The organism is Wolbachia endosymbiont (group A) of Urophora cardui, assembly GCF_964028435.1.
GTDB lineage: Bacteria > Pseudomonadota > Alphaproteobacteria > Rickettsiales > Anaplasmataceae > Wolbachia.
The window spans coordinates 867496-884224 of the sequence record NZ_OZ034774.1; the positions used below are offsets into that span (position 1 = coordinate 867496).

The 16729-nt window shown below is 33.2% G+C and carries 10 protein-coding genes and 2 pseudogenes; 7 read left to right on the forward strand and 5 right to left on the reverse strand.

The features are described 5' to 3' along the window. Positions 1-38: 38 nt before the first annotated feature. Complete coding sequence (locus tag ABWU38_RS04205) at positions 39-944, forward strand: Rpn family recombination-promoting nuclease/putative transposase (RefSeq protein WP_353272523.1); 906 nt, start codon at positions 39-41, stop codon at positions 942-944. A gap of 338 nt (positions 945-1282) precedes the next feature. On the opposite strand, the gene ABWU38_RS04210 is transcribed toward ABWU38_RS04205, so the two are convergent. From ABWU38_RS04210 to ABWU38_RS04230, 5 genes and pseudogenes are all read right to left on the reverse strand, one after another. Next, entirely contained in the window at positions 1283-2425 is a 1143-nt protein-coding gene (locus tag ABWU38_RS04210; RefSeq protein WP_353272524.1) for a latrotoxin-related protein, read from the reverse strand. Positions 2426-2637: 212 nt separating this feature from the next. Next, on the reverse strand, positions 2638-7560 hold the full coding sequence (locus ABWU38_RS04215; protein WP_353272525.1) for an ankyrin repeat domain-containing protein: 4923 nt from the start codon (positions 7558-7560) through the stop codon (positions 2638-2640). Positions 7561-7591: 31 nt separating this feature from the next. After that, complete coding sequence (locus tag ABWU38_RS04220; RefSeq protein ID WP_353272271.1) at positions 7592-8551, reverse strand: IS5 family transposase; 960 nt, start codon at positions 8549-8551, stop codon at positions 7592-7594. A gap of 116 nt (positions 8552-8667) precedes the next feature. Further along, a pseudogene (locus ABWU38_RS04225) lies at positions 8668-8907 on the reverse strand (AAA family ATPase); the annotation flags it as partial. Positions 8908-9001: 94 nt separating this feature from the next. Next, positions 9002-9496, reverse strand: a complete 495-nt coding sequence (locus tag ABWU38_RS04230; RefSeq protein WP_019236463.1) for a sigma-70 family RNA polymerase sigma factor — start codon at positions 9494-9496, stop codon at positions 9002-9004. 590 nt (positions 9497-10086) lie between these two features. Between ABWU38_RS04230 and ABWU38_RS04235 the strand changes: the two genes are divergently transcribed. From ABWU38_RS04235 to ABWU38_RS04260, 6 genes and pseudogenes are all read left to right on the forward strand, one after another. Next, positions 10087-10548, forward strand: coding sequence for a crossover junction endodeoxyribonuclease RuvC (locus tag ABWU38_RS04235; RefSeq protein WP_174515997.1), 462 nt, complete (start codon positions 10087-10089; stop codon positions 10546-10548). 103 nt (positions 10549-10651) lie between these two features. Then, on the forward strand, positions 10652-11857 hold the full coding sequence (locus tag ABWU38_RS04240; RefSeq protein WP_353272526.1) for a DNA modification methylase: 1206 nt from the start codon (positions 10652-10654) through the stop codon (positions 11855-11857). Positions 11858-11990: 133 nt separating this feature from the next. After that, the gene (locus ABWU38_RS04245; protein WP_353272527.1) at positions 11991-13847 is read left to right on the forward strand and encodes a hypothetical protein; all 1857 of its coding nucleotides are present in this window, start codon (positions 11991-11993) and stop codon (positions 13845-13847) included. A 176-nt stretch (positions 13848-14023) separates the two neighbouring features. Then, a complete protein-coding gene (locus tag ABWU38_RS04250; protein WP_264687789.1) occupies positions 14024-14497 on the forward strand; it encodes a hypothetical protein in 474 nt (157 codons plus the stop codon). 24 nt (positions 14498-14521) lie between these two features. Further along, positions 14522-16006: an ankyrin repeat domain-containing protein gene (locus ABWU38_RS04255; RefSeq protein ID WP_353272528.1), complete on the forward strand. Its 1485-nt coding sequence runs from the start codon at positions 14522-14524 to the stop codon at positions 16004-16006. Continuing rightward, positions 16003-16698 (forward strand): annotated as a pseudogene (locus ABWU38_RS04260) (phage terminase large subunit family protein); the annotation flags it as partial. The gene ABWU38_RS04255 and the pseudogene ABWU38_RS04260, both read left to right, overlap by 4 nt. Between the last annotated feature and the right edge of the window lie 31 nt (positions 16699-16729).

Sequence of the window (16729 nt, forward strand, 5' to 3'; positions counted from 1 at the left end):
TTGTGTATAATTATTAATGCTTTTTATCTTACTTTCTCATGGCTCTCTCAAAATTTTTAGATCTTAAGCTTGATTTAACATTTAAGAAAATTTTTGGTACTGAAAAAAATAAGAATATCCTTATCCACTTTTTGAATGATATTTTGGGGTTTACTGAAATAAATACTATACAAGAAGTTAAATTCCTTAGCACCATTATGGACCCTGAAATTGCCTCTGATAAGCAGAGTATTGTCGATGTTCTGTGCAGAGATTCCACTGGGGCCAGATACGTGATTGAGATGCAACTCGCTCGTGATAAAGGCTTCGAAAAACGGGCTCAATTATATGCTGCTAAGGCTTACTCGAGGCAGGCTGATAAAGGTGGTAAGTACATTGATTTAAAGAAGGTTTTCTTTATTGCTATAGCGGATTGTATTTTATTTCCTGATAAGCTTGATTATATATCTAGCCATACCATAAGAGATGAAAAAACTAATGAGCATGACTTAAAAGATTTTCAATTTATTTTCATTGAGTTACCAAAGTTTCCTAAGAACAGAGAAGAGCAGCTAGAAAATGTAGTAGATCGTTGGCTATTTTTCTTTAAATATGCAGAAGAAACAACTGATGAAGATTTAAGAAAAATAGCAGAAAAATCACCAATAATAAAATTAGCATATGATGAGCTAGATAAGTTTCATTGGAATGAGAAAGATCTTGTAGCTTATGAAGAAAGAGTAATGGATTTACAGAAAGAAGCTGCTATCTTGGAACAAAAACTTGATGATGCTACTGCAAAAGGCTTGAAAATTGGCAGACAAGAAGGCATCCTAATCGGCCATCAAAAAGGTAAAGTTGAAGTAGCCAAAAACTCACTTAAGGCCGGTGTCTCTATAGATGTTATAGCTCAAATTACCGGCCTCTCTCATTCTGAAATTTCACAACTCAAAGAAAAAACATAATACTCCTACTTATTCACTTATGAAAACCTTCTCTAAGTTAGAAACATCCCCTCATTAAGAATCTAGTGAACTGTCTAAAATGGCTATAAAGATTGCACATAGAATTATATAAATTACTATCATAACGTTACCCAAACTTCTATATCAAAGCTACGTGCTGTAAGTTTAATATGAATAGTATATTAACCATTTATTCCCCAACTCTAGTCTTGTATTCTTACTTCATTCATGTTAGTATTAGAACCATCAAACTTGCTACTGGTATACCTAATGATTTTGTGGCTAATTTTGCCACCTTCACTTTAAATTTTCTACTACTTGGCATATTACCTCTTATATTATAACCTACCTATTGAGATTACCCCAAGTTTGGTTACTCCTATCTCAGAAAGACAAGTTGATACTTCTGAGTGGCTGTGAACTGAAGCATTACTTAAATAACTTTGAGGCTCTAAACTCATTTGCTTTGCACCATAAACTTCTAATGTACCATCTCTGTTGTGTAATATCTGCTCTATTGATTGATTTATCAGACCCTTATTAAATTGAGCTATAAACTTGTCAAACTTTTTCGGACTTAACTTACCAGGGCATCCTGCTTCTCTACCAGGACATGCTTCTTCTAGGTATGAGTTTAAAACTCCCGAAATCTCATCAAATTTACCACTCATGATTTTTCCTGTAACTTCTTTCTGTATTTCCACAAAATCAATATTTAATCGATGCATTGATACACCACTTTTTAATCCAGCTTGCTCTACTACTTTCTCAAATCTCTTTGTAATACTGAGTGCATAGCCCTTTGCTTCTAGTGGAGATATAGACTGATCTACTGTAGAAATATACTTTTGACCTGTAACTTTTCTAATTAATAAATCAAGTAACATTATTGTACCATTTACATCGATTGGTGCACTAATTTGTGAGATTGAACTTTGAGTGAATGTTTTCCCAGGTAAAGCAGCTCTAGAACCTAATAACCCACCTATAGAGCTTTTTACCCAACTAAACAAATTATTTATCCATGAAGACGGTTTTGCACCACTGCTTGTTGCTATTTCTAGTTGATCTATGCTGTAATGCATATCTTCTTGGTAATCAATATTATGCTTCTGTACTCTATGATTCTTATGTCTTATAAGATGCATACCATCTTCATATCTACTATGATCCTTATGTCTTTTGTGCCTAATAGGATGATTACTACTTGCAGCCTCTAAAGGTGCAGAACCTTGTAACTTAACGATAGAACTAATGTAACCATTCATATTTAGTTTGTCACTAATACTATCTGCATTATTTATTTTATCTATTTCATTACTTAACAATATTTCTGTGTCATTAAATTTTATAGATAATGTTCCCATTTTAGGCTGCTCATAAAAATCTTTAAGACATATAGTACAAAACTTGCTTATTTCCATATCAGCATTAAAAACGTTGGTAATCATTAAGTCATATCCAGAATGGCTTTGTTGCATCGCTAGCTATGATGGATTAAAGATAAAAAAGATGGAGAATATCAGTAGCTTATTATTCTGGTATTTATAACAAGAACGGTCAGTGAATACCTAAATTTGAGTAAAAGAAATTTCACTACCACTCACTAATCCGGCTAAAATTCAAGAATTTCAATGCTTTAGCTATTTTCAATAGAATTAAGTTTATTAATATAAATAATAAATTACTATTCTTAAATTTGATCAGATTGATTGCAAAAAAACAAGATGTTCAATAGGTTGCTTATAATCCTAGCTATAGTTAGCCTTTCATAAGTAGCGATGCAACAAAGCCCTCCAGAATAAAGAAAAGTATATTGCCCTGCTTCTTTAGATATAATTAATTCACTTTTTTCTTCTACTTCTTGAGGTGCGACTACAATTACTTCTTTATCCCTATCAAATATCAAAGGTAGTGGTTTTAACTCTAATTCAGAACTTATTTTCATAGGCGCATTATTAAGAATAACTTGTAATTCCTTATACCAGTTATTTACAAATGCATCTTTTAGTCTAACCGTTATTACATCTTGCTTTAAGGCAGTAGCTGATATAGATAACTTTATCAACAAATCATTTTTATCTTTGATAATCTTTGATATTGGCTCTATACTCAAGTCACCATTTACTTGTCCTACTAACTGACGTAAATCTAATGTATCCTTTAAACTGTTCTTTTTATTGAAATAATCATAAATTACAACTTCTGAAATAGGAAGGTTTTCTATATCAAGTATCTCATGACCTGAAGTAATCACATATACATTTGCACCACCACTACCAATTAAATGACTTTTTTGTAAAAAATTATTATTAATTATATCATGATTTCCATGCCCCATAACAACAGTCTCATTGTTTGTACTTATAAAAAGAGACATCCTTAAATGATCTGCTATAGTTGGATAATTTTCAACAATCTCATCAATAGTTTTATCAGTACTATGCATTGCATATAAATTGTTTTTTCCTATTTTTATCTCAGTATTGTCACTCAGTATATAAGAGGCGTTAGCTGGAATATCTGAAATTGTTATATCAAACTTTTCATTAATAGACTTACCTTTCGATAAAGTTGATAGGAAACTAAAAGTAACATTTCTCATTGTATGAGTCATATTTCCATAACCAGCATGCCAATGATTGATATCTTTAATGTTTTTAATATCAACGCTTGCTAAATCAAAAAGGGTATAGTTAAATAAAAAATTATGCTTTCTTTGTCTTGCAAGAGAGAAATCAGGTTCAATATTAATTTTAGCTTTTCCTTTGTCAGGAAGAATAATGTAATCAAAATTTCCGTTACTTGATTGGTCTAAATTATTTATTTCAGTACTAGGTCTTACTATTACTTTCTTTTCATTAGGTCTATAACAATATGGTATGGTGATATTATCAGGAGTGTTATTACTTAAGCCACCTTGACCATCTATATATTTTACATCGCATCCACAATCCACTATATCCTGTTTTCCTTTCCTACCGTAAATTATATTCATATTTTTTATTCTAATATCATTAGAGAATGAGGATATTGAACTATCGTTTTTATGTGAGTCAGGTTTTATGTTGAGATTCTCATTCAAGGAAAACTCTGCTAAGTTTAGTGTATTATTTCCACCACCTCCATCTAACCTTCCTTTAACCCTATTACCTACTAGGATGAACAAATCATCTTTATTACCTCCAGTAAAGTCCTTATCACCATCGTCTACCAAGAAAACATTAGGACTATATTTAAATCCAATTGCTCTATCTCTGCCTTTTCCCAATGTAATTAAAGTATAATCTCCTGTTCTATTTGCCTGATAATCCAAGCCTATTGTATCATGACAAAGGTAAGCACTTTCACCTCCGCTTTCAGGACGTATTGGATCAGTTGGAAGACAGAATAATTTTCCTTCATTTGGATTATCTGGCTTTGCTCTTTCATAAATTACATTACTTACTTTCTTATCCAAAAATGCCACATTATCTAAATCATCCTGAACTTTAACCTTACATCTTTCACTTTCTAATACCTTAAAATGTCCTCTCATGCCAACGATTTCTCTAGTAAAAGTCTCACAAGAATCTACAATTGATTTTTTAGTAGGAAAAACATACCTTTGGATACTATTATGTTCTTTTAAATATTCAAGTCGTTGCTTAACTAATTGATCATTAAGCTGTTTTCTTTCCATTAATTCCTCTATATATTGTTCAGGTTTCATACCTACAAATGCACGTAACCCCTCAATAATTTTTTCTCCTCCAGTTAAGTGCACTATCTCATCAATTTTATCAACTCTTTTTACTGCCATATAAATATCAGTACCAATAAATACTACAGCTCCAACTGCAGCTCCAATAGGACCAGTAACACTTGATACTCCTTCTAGAACCTCAAAAGCTTCAGCAATTTCTATACCAATCTCTGCAGCGTCAACTCCCAAGTAAATACTATCTCCTACTACACCAACTAGCGCTTCTTCTGTACCATTTTTAAATGCTTTTATCTGATTGACCAAATCATAGACAACAAAAGCAGAAGTACCACGAGCAAGAAAAGGAGATGCTGCTTTTAAAGATCTACCAAGTAACAACTTTCCTTCTGAAGCTAATTTTAGCCCTTTAAGAGATGCAATTTCAGCAACTTTAGCAAATCCTTGACCACCTGCTATAAAACCAATATTTATTGCTACACCTTTATAATCTCCATTTAAAAAGTCAGCGAGAACATTTTTAGCCATCATTCCATGCATGGTCATGACGGAGATTTTTCCTACCTTGCTTAAATGATTCATAACTTTTTGATTACTAGTAAGCTTACTTACAAGACCTTGAGAATTACCTACAATTCTCACTTTATCTGCTAATTGAATTAGCTGATCCTGCTTTCCTTCTGGTAAATCTTTAATGTAATCAATAAACTTTTCACCATCTATTTTAATTTTACCTAAATTTCTTCTTTCATCTTTCTCCTCATTAAATTCATCCACGTCTTCCCAGGTAAATAAACATTTACTTTCAGCTTCTCTTTTCTGCCTATAACTTGGACTTGGCAAGCATTCATCCGCTATAGATCTACCCTTTTCTTCAAGATATTCTTTTACCTTCTCATGTCCTCTATCAATAGCGCGTTTTAGAGGAGTAAAACCAAACTTATCAGGGAGAAAAAAATCAGCTCCTTTATCTACAAGAAATTTCACTATTTCCAAATGACCATTCTGAGCAGCTAACAGCAGTGGTGTTTGTTTGTCATTGTTAACAGCATCAATGTTATAAAGTTTTTTATCTATAATATACCTTACTATTTCAAGCTTACCATTTTCAGCAGCTCGGTGTAGAGGAGAGGAACCATCATTGTCAACTCTGTACAAATCAGCATTATGATTTATAAGAAGCTTAAAAAGATCCAAATCACCGTCGAAAGCAGCCTTGTGTAAATAGGTATAACCAAATCTATCCTTAACTCCTATAAGATATTTTACTATACCATCTTGGCTTCTATCAATAGCACGTGCTATAGGATTAAAACCAAACTTATCACAGAGAAAAAAGTCAGCTCCTTTTTCTATAAGGTATTTTGCTAATTCTAAGTTACCATTTTCAGCAACAAAATGTAAAGGAGCCATGTGCTGATTATCTAAAACATTGATATTAGCCTTTTTCTCACCTACTAGGTACTTTACCAACTCTATCCTACCATTTTCAGAGGCAATATGTAGTGGGCTTTTTCCATATTTATCTAAGACATTAAAACTACAATCTTTTTCATCTACAAGGTATCTTGCTAATTCCAAGTCACCAAACAAAGCAGCAAAATGTAGAGGAGTAAGACCCTTTTCATACTTAATATCTAAATCAGCACCATTTTCTATAAGATACTTTACTATCTGTAAGTTAGAATTCTCAATAGCAACCCTTAAAGGAGAATAGCCATATTCATCGAGAGTATTGATAACTTTAAGCAATTTACTTGGATACCTCTCGCGTCTTAGATTGTCTAACATATTTTTAACCCCTTCTTCTCTATTACCCTCAATAAGTAGATTAAGTGGGGTATATTTACGTTCCCTGTAAGTAAAATCAAAATTATTAATCAATTTATTATACCTACTTGCATAATCCAAAACAGAAGTAACGTGACTTATATTTTCCTTTTTTATAGTAGAGCTCTTTATTAATTCCAGAGCTTTTTTCAGAACTTCTTCCTCTTTTTGCTGTTCTCGCAGTTTTAATCTTGTCACTTCTTGAACTAGCCTATGAACACTCAAGCTTTGCTTTTGTTCATCGTTTACCATAGAGTAATTTACAAGCAAATTGATAGCTGATTCTAATTTCGTTTGACTACCACCTGCTAAACTCAAAAACATTTCTCTTCCAATATTTTTAGGTGCAAAATAAGCTATAGTACTAAGAATATCTAAAGCCAACTGCCCATATTCTTTATCCTCTATTATTCTATCAAGCGTAACTTCCCAAACTGTATAAGTTGTTTTAGTATAACCATTATTAACCCATTCAAACACCTTATGGTTAATCAACTCCTTAGTCTTTTCCCTATATTTTCCCAAGTAACCTTCAAAATTATAGCTCTCTTGTGTTTCTTTTATATGTGCTATTGCTTGGTGTATAGCTAAAGGGAAATACTGCAGTTCTTTTACTAAATTTCCTATTTGGTCGTTCTGGGATTCATCTTCTATCTCTAGCCCTTTCTTTATAAATTTTATTGAATCATCTAAACTCAACGTATCTAGATCTATAGTTTTTACCTTTTTGTCCCATTCTTTACTACGGGAAGTAATCAAAATATAAGGTATTTTAACATTAGGCATTAAATTATTGAGTGGTAAAATTTGCTTTAAATATCCCAATCCTTCAACATTATCAAAAACAAAAAGACTCTTTTGTGTAGAGAAAGATTTAAATACTTCCTCTATAATGGACTTTACATGTTTTTCCTCCCTATCTGCATTTTTTGTTTTAATCCCTAATTTATCTGAAGCCAGTCTATAAAATGAACCTGCAATTGTTTTATCATTTTCAGCATTTATCCATATGACATTTTTATAATGTTCTTTAGCGTATGTACAAATATACTTTTTGGCTAATTCAGTCTGGCTTTGTTGCATAGCACTGATAGGCATGTAAATCACAGTGAATTTACGCAGCTAATTTAAATTTAGCCATACCTATATCAGTAAATTTGTTCAATAAGTAGCACTTAATTAACAGCTCTTTTTCACGATTTACCTCTGATTTATTTTTCAAGCCAAACCCAAATATTTGCTTCAACCTATAGAAAAAGACTTCAATATAAGACCGTGCTCCATACTTAACTTTTTTCTTCCATTCATTAATACCATCTTCATAATTCTCATATGACCTAATTCTACTAATATACTTGTTTCTTTCTGATAAGTAGTCAGCTAAACAAATTTTAGTATCCTTCCTAGGGCGAATAATAGGCACAATATTGTATTTTCTGCATTCTTTATACACACTTTTTATATCATAAGCCGCATCTGCTCGAATAGAACAAATGTTATATTTATCACTGACTTCTTCTAACATATCGCAGACCGGCAAATAGTCTACAGCAACACCACTAGTGTAGTTCATGCTTATTGCTTTCTTATCATTTATGTTTAAAACAACATGTAATTTTCTTACTTGACCATAACCACTGTATTTTCTTTTTCGAATATTAAGCTTACTATGCCCACCGTTCTTATTGTAGATACTAACTCTAGTGCTATCTACGGCAATTTCAACATTTTCCAGATCATCTTTATTGCTTCTATGGTCATCAATCTTCAAATTAAGCTTTTTAAATCTTCTGGAAGCTTGTGTATAGCTGATAATCTTAAGTTTTTTGCCTATTTGTACCATATAACCTTTTACAAAACCTACAGCTTGTCTCAAGCCAATTCTAAAAAGATGAACTATTATGTGTATTAAAATTACAACTTTATCACTATAAGTGTTATTGCCACCTGCAACTTTTGGACTATTTTCATACCAATTTTCTATGGCTTGATTAACAAAATGAAAAACATTTCCTCTTTTTTTGAGAAACTCGTTATATTCTCTTTGGTTACTTACTCTCATTTTTTGTGGCATAAGTTGTACTTGTTTGAAAAATGCCTATTTTACAACAAAATGCGTTAGTAGCCATATATTAAAAAGCTTTTCTTCTTACAATAACCTCAACCAACACTAGCTATGCAACAAAGCCACGCAGGATTAGGACCACCTATGAGACATGCAATATCTCTTGCCTCATTCCAAGTACGAATACTTACAGAATCCCCTTGCCAATCTTGAACAGCAAGTAAACCTGCCTCAAAATCAAGACAAAGTGTTGGTTCATTTATGGTCTTTAAGAGACTAGTTTTACCTATACCATAAGGACCAAAGATGACCATTTTTATACCTGTTTGAACTTTTAGCCGTTCATTGCTGTTCATTATTTTCATTTTTCTCCCAGTACCTAAATATATATGTACGATGACCTAGGCAATTCGTCCGCAATTTGCAAAAAAAAAATTTTGAGCAAATATAATCGAGAGCTTATAACTTCTCTAAAACTGAGAATTTATCGCGTATTCGTTCTAGTGTGCGATAGATAGTTGTCTTTGGTATTTTGGTTATTACAGAAACTTCAGTAATAGTAAATACCTTAAGTAATTGACATAAATTACTATCTTTTTCAGACAAAGTTGAAATTATATTATTTATATCAGTGCGAATTATCGCTTCGATTTCCGAGTTCCTATGATCTGGAATATCGTCGTTTATATCATCAAAAGTTATATTACGTTTTAGACACAACTGATTGCGTAACATATTGCGAGCACAATAATTAGCTAATCTAGCAACGAAAGTACTAAAACTACTTCTTTTCTCATCGTGCTGGTTCAGATATTGCCAAACCTGACAAAAAAGCTCTTGTTCTATATCTTCGAGACTTTCGTTAATAAAACAGCTTTTGGATTTAAGGCGCGAAGCTTGAAATCTCACATGTTTAACAATTGTAGAATCGATTCCTTGATAAGAATTCTTCATAAAAACTCCAAAAGTTTCATGAATAGAGATTTTTACCAAGACTTTGTATGACTAATTTATTATAAAAAAGTAGTAATAATTTTTTTATCTAAAAGAATAAAATCTTTAAAAATTAAAATAAGATTTAAACGTTTTGATACACTACTGAAGCTACTTTTTCATAGGTAAAAAACTACCAATTTCGTACCTAATTTCTGAGTTACTAATTAGTATTTCAGAAAGCAGTGATCGTTAAGTTATTGATAATATTGTCTTTTTTATGTTCTATTCCTAAAAGCCGTTTCTAAAGTTAAGTGGCTAAAATCGGCCAGTGAAGAGGATTTACGGATTACTGAAGTCTTATATATATTATATATATATTTAAATAAAGGTAAAATATAATATATGATAATATAATAATATAAATATTGACGTAATATAAATTATGTGAAATAGCTATTGAGATAAGTAAAAACTTAAATGGTAGGAAAAGGAATATGAAAATTTTTTTTAATTTTTTTTCAAAATTGCGGACGAATTTGCGAGTCATCGTACATATATATTATACAGGGCATTGAACTTTAATTACACAAAGGAGTTTTTGTACGTCGATTTTAACATTAGATCTTGGCAAACAAACGGGCTGGGCAATTCTAACAGATGGAGTAATTGAAAGTGGAAGCAAAAGCTTTCATGGTAGCCGTTTCAGTGGAGGTGGAATGTGTTTTTTAAGTTTTCACAATTGGCTTAATTCTTTGAAACATGAGTTCACTGCAGTGTATTTTGAGGAAGTAAGAAGACATCTAGGAACTGATGCAGCGCATTGCTATGGTGGTTTTCTTGCAGTGCTGTCTGCTTGGTGTGAAGAGAACAATATTCCCTACCAAGGTGTTAATGTTAAAACTATAAAACGCTTTATAACAGGCAAAGGTAATGCAAGTAAGAGTGAAGTTATTGAAGCTGTAAAGGAAAAAGGGGGTTTGCCTAAAGATGATAATGAATCTGATGCTTTAGCATTAATGTTCTATGTTATGGATTTCAGTAAAGATATTAATAAGATGAAAAATCCATAAAAAGTGGGTCCTTTCGGCCATAATGGCGGGTTTGGTGGGTTCGACCTCAGGCCTTCTTTAGCGTCAGAGATATTTTGAATATTAACTTTTTAATTATTAAGATATGAATTTAGCAATCCACTACTATCCTGTTGAAAACCTCGTCGAATATAAGCGTAATCCTCGTAAAAATGACGATGTGGTCAACAGAATGTGTGCTTCAATCAGGGAATTCGGCTTTCGTATACCAATAGTTGCAAAAAGCGATGGCACTGTGGTTGATGGTCATTTAAGACTTAAAGCAGCAAGAAAACTTGGTATGGAAAGTATTCCAGTGGTCTTAAGTGATAATCTAAATGAACCACAAACCAAAGCTTTTCGATTACTGGCAAATCAATCAGCTAATTGGGCAAAGTGGGATGATGAGCTTTTGAAAGTAGAAATTCAAGAGTTAGAAGATTTACAGTTTGATCTTAAAATGACAGGATTTGAATTAGAAAAAGTTCAACGGTTTCTCGATGATTTTGATGGTGAAAAAAAAGATCTTTCTGACTTAGCTATTGATGACAAAAAAGTAACAAAACCAGGTGATTTATGGATTTTAGGTGATCATCGAATCTATTGTGGTGATAGCTCTGTAGTTGAATCATATAAAGCGCTGTTAGATGATAAAATGGCAGACATTACTGTTTGTGATCCTCCATATAACGTTGACTATGGTAGTAGGGAAGATAAAAAGATATTAAACGATAATCAAGGTGAAAAGTACGAACTTTTTCTCTACGACATCTGTTCCCATATTTTAGCATATACGAAAGGTGCAATTTACATCTGCATATCATCATCAGAGTTTTCAACGTTACAAAAAGTATTTGAGGAAGCGGGAGGAAAATGGTCAACATTTATCATTTGGGCAAAGAATCACTTTACGCTAGGCAGATCTGATTATCAGAGACAATACGAAGCAATGCTCTACGGTTGGAAAAATGGCAATAAACGTGATTGGCATGGAGGTAGAAATCAAAGTGATCTATGGTTTTATGATAAGCCAATACATAACTCACTGCACCCAACAATGAAGCCAGTAGAGCTAATGGAGAAAGCAATAGTTAATAGCAGCAGACCTGGGGATACTGTACTTGATCCATTTAGCGGTTCTGGCAGCACACTGATTGCATGTAAGAGAACAGGAAGAATTTGTAGAACAATAGAGCTAGATTCAAAGTTTGTAGATGTAACCATAAAACGTTGGCAAATATACACAGGTAGGGAGGCAATTCTTTCTGGTACTGGTAAAACTTTTGCAGAAATTCAAGAAGAAAAACAGTAAGAAAAAAGTGGAAGGGATAATGCAAACAGAAATTTAGTAAGCCTGAGTAGTTGTAATATTAATTTACTGGTATATACCGTATTTTAATGAGTTTAGCGTAACAAATAACTTTGGATTAAATGTGATGCACTCAATGAATCAAGCAAAGACGTCAGCTGGAGTAGTAACGTCGCAAACAAGTAATGAAACATCGTTGTTTTCTGAAGAAGTAGAAAATAATGTTTCAGATTCTACACTATCTGTTAAGAAGAGAATTGAATTGTTTGAAAAAGGTACGAAGCAAACACCTATTATTAAGGAGAAACATATGAAGCGAACTTGTGGTAGTCACGATCTGAAGCAGTGCAACACTGAATACAAGGCAGCTTTTTCGAATGTGATTAGAAATGGTAGTGATAGCAGTATTACACTAGAAATGGACGAGGCAGGTGCTGATCAATTTGATGCACTTTCATCATTAGATGAGGGTGAAGACATAGAGGACGAATTTAATGCAGTTTGTGAGGCAAATGGAATAGGATATAACGGTGGATATTATCCTGATCAGTTTAATGTGGCATTCAGCACATCTTCCAACTGCCAAACATATGACAAAATAGATGTGCATGAAGAGGATAGAAAATCAGGGGATAAGCCAAAGTCATCACCTAAAATCGTACAGCAGGACAATAGTAGGAGTGTGGCTCCACCTTCACCTAGAACAGCAAAAAATCATGTGTCAAATGTTATACAGTCTATTGCACCATCAAAATCATCATTAGAAGTAAAATCATATAACGAGGAAAATATAGAGGAACTAGTTAATGCTGATCCTATTTATTCAGAAATAAACGAAGAACTAGCTAATGGCGAGCCTATTTATTCAAAAATAAACCAAGATACAAAATCTCCAAAAAAGGTTTTAGAAGGGAGTGATAGTGGAATAAGTGGTAATAGCTTTGGAGTACAAAGATCAGATCTACAGAAACTGAAAGATAACTCAATATCTGATAGAGAGGGAGCATCAGAAAGGTCATCTATTGACACACTTAGTGATATATCTTCAAATATTTTGCTACATGAAAGTGATCAAACAAATAGTGGAGGAGTGAATTCAGAAACTCCATTAATTAAAAAAGAAAAGAAAACAAATAGAATTTTGCCAAGAGTAAAATATACAGTGCAGCAGAAGGAATTTATAATTTTCGGTATAGCTGCTGTTGCACTTAGCGTTTCTGCAGCTTTGGTATATTTACAGAATAAAGCACAATTAATTGCATTTTTTGCAAACAGTACCATCTATGTGACTATACCAATTCTAGCTGTTGCACTATTGGTTGCAATTAGTCCGATATTTTGTGGAATAAAGCAATTTAGAGATATTGAAGAGTGTCAAGTAGGGAGAAAGAATGCGAATGAAACTTTGAATCAGGTGCTAAAGTATCAACCAAAAGATAAAGTAATAAAATCAGTCAAACTGGAATACAGCAATGGTACTCATTCACATTTTACACTTAACGCTTGGAAGGGTAAGAACAATTTCATTAATATTGACGACAAAGTCATTAGTAGAAGAAATAAAGTAGAATCAGTAATCAAAGATAGGCCATTATTTACAGCATTATTAAGCAGTTTGGTTGCTGCAAATATAGTATGGCCTTTATTACTGTATGTGGAAGGTGGTATTAGTAGTGTACAGAAGTTTTACCATAATGCTTTGATTAATAACGTAGGGCTATCAGTACTTGTAGGCTCGAGTATACTTGCACTATCAATGATATGCCTTGGAGTACATTACTACAGAAAAACAAATTGCACAAATCTTGTATATTGTGAGGAAAGAGTTGAACCAGAAAAAGTTAATGAAAAGTTCATTGAGGAAATAAAGGAAGCAAGAATAAAAGTGCTTGAAGAAAACCATAGTAAAGATGCTAAATGCAGCAGTTTAACGCTAGAGCAAGTAGTGGTTGAATCTCATAACTACAAAGATGTAATTTATAGTATTAGTTGAAAATAGCCAAATTTCACCATATAAAAAGAAAGCAGCTATAAACCGGAGTACTTCGCTTGATGTTAGTAAAGTATCTCTAAAACATTGGAAAGTATAAACAGGTAAGGAATTGCTGATATTGGCAAAACCTTTTCAGAGACTCAAGAAGAAAACTCGTAAAAAATAGGCAAAAAAAAGTGAAAATCACGCAAACAGAATGGGCAAAAGAACTAGGATTTTCAAAGCAATATGTCTGTTCTTTGGTAAAGAAAGGAATTGTTGAACTCAAAGATGGGCTCATTGACCGAGAACAAGCAAATGAAGCGGTAGCAGCAATAAGAGATCCAAGTCAACCACTCAGGAGAAAGAACAACCTAGAGCACGAAGAAAAACTTTCAACGATATTGCTAAAAACGCGAATAAAAAATGAAATGGAGCGTGGTAAACTATTGGAAGCTAAAGTGAAAGCTGAAGTAGGTAAATTTGTGTCAATTGAAGAGGTAAAAACTGAAGCATTTAACATAGCAAGAGTTGTCCGTAATAATTTACTTAATATTCCAAATAGAGTTTCAGCACTGCTTGCATCACTGAGCGACACTGAAAAGATTCATATGGCGCTAACTGAAGAGATTACAAGCTCACTTGAAGAATTATCTAACGCTAAATTTTAAACATAAAAAGATTTTGAATACAAAATGGCTGATAACTTAAGTTTAGAGTTAATAAAGTGTTTAATCAATCAACCTGGATTAGATGTTAATGTCAGAGGGTTAAACGGAAAGACCCCACTACATTGCGCTATAGAGTTTGACGAATTAAGTATGGTAGATTTGTTACTCACAAAGAAGAACATTAATCCTTTTGTAGAAGATAATGACGGTAAAACATCTCTTGATTACGCCAAAGAAGGGAAAAAAGCAGAAATATTACAAGCGCTAATTAATAACAAATACGGGTCAGAACAAGATAGCTTACTTCATTTGGCCGCAATGATAGGTGAAGTTAATGCAGTTAGATATTTGATCAGAAAAGGTATTGACGTTAATGCACGAAATGCTTTGCATCATACGCCATTACATCTAGCAGCGGGCATAGGACATGAAAATGTTGTAAAAATTTTAGTGGAAGAAGGAAAAGCCGAAATAGATGTCTTTGATGCACGAAATCAGACACCAATGCACTATGCAGTTAATAATAAAAAGTTGGAGATAGTAAAGTTACTGCTGAAGCTAGGAGCAGATGTAAATAGTGCACGTATGGGACAAAACTCAATGAAATTGTCACCTGTTCATATAGCTGTAAGTAATACTAATTACGATGAAAGAGACTTATGTCTTGATATCCTCAAATGCTTAATAAAGGAGCCTAATGCTCAAGTTAATTTACAAGACTACGAAAATAAAACGCCACTACATTACGCTGAAAGACTTAAAACAATAGAGGTCTTACTAACGCGAGAAGATATAGACCCTCTGGTAAAAGACGATAGCGGCAAGACACCATTTGATTACGCTAGACCTGAGATAAAGAAGACTTTGATGAGCAATAAATATGGTTCTGAAAAGAATAGTCTATTGCATTTAGCTGCACAAAAAGGAGAAATTGAACTTGTAGATGCAATTTTAAAAGAAGAAATCGATATTGATATTTCAAACAATAGAAGTCTATCACCGATTTACCTTGCTGCGGAAAAAGGGCATTTACATGTAGTAAAGTTATTGCTGAAAAAAGGAGCAAGTTATACACCTGTTTTGCACTTAGCAATCAAGTCAAATAAATTAGAATTACTTAAAGTTTTATTTAATGAAAAAAATGGAGCGTTACTCTGCAGAGATACCGTTGTTAATTTTCCAACCCTTCATAATAAATATATAGCACAGAAAGAAATAGCAGATAAAAGGATGAAAAAACATAATAATATTATCTGCATCTGTATTACAGTTAGCGCAGTAGCAATGGCAGCATATATAGGTTTAACAGCAGCAACAATAAGCAGTGCAATCATTTTTGCAACAATAACAGGGATATTTGCGCTTGTTATAGCAATAATGATAAGTGAGATGAGCAAAAGATGTATAGAAAACGAATTTCAGAAAAAGATGTGTATGGAATTGGAGGAGTGTAGTTCTACTGTTAATGGTGTCGAGATAGAACCAATTATGAGTAGATGCAGACAATGATATACGCAACATCTTTTTCTGAAGGTTTAAGACCAGATCCCCAGCTTAAAGTATCAGAGTGGGCGAATGAGTATCGAGTTTTAGCGCCAACTGCAGCATCAGAGCCAGGTAAATGGAGAACAGAAAGAACTCCTTATTTAAAAGAAATCATGGATTCACTTTCTCCATCCTCACCAGCAGAAAAAGTAGTATTCATGAAAGGAGCGCAGATTGGGGGAACAGAAGCTGGTAACAATTGGATTGGCTATATTATCGATCAAACACCAGGTCCAATGTTAGTTGTGCAGCCAACAGTTGAAATGGGAAAACGTTGGTCAAAGGGAAGATTTGCACCATTAATAGAGAGTACACCATGTTTAAAGAGTAAAGTAAAAGACCCAAGATCAAGAGACTCAGGCAATACTGTACAAAGTAAGGAATTTCCAGGTGGAATAGTAGTAATAACTGGAGCAAACAGCAGTGTAGGCCTCCGATCTATGCCAGTAAAGTATCTCTTTCTTGATGAGATTGATGCGTATCCAGGAGATTCAGGAGGAGAAGGAGATCCAGTACTGCTTAGTATTGCTCGAACTAACACTTTTGCACGGCGAAAGATTTTTTTAGTATCAACGCCAACAATTCATGGAATAAGCAGAATTGAGAAAGAATTTGAAGCAACAGATAAGAGATATTTTTTTGTACCATGTCCGCATGGCTTTGTTGCATAGCTAGTGTTGGTTGAGG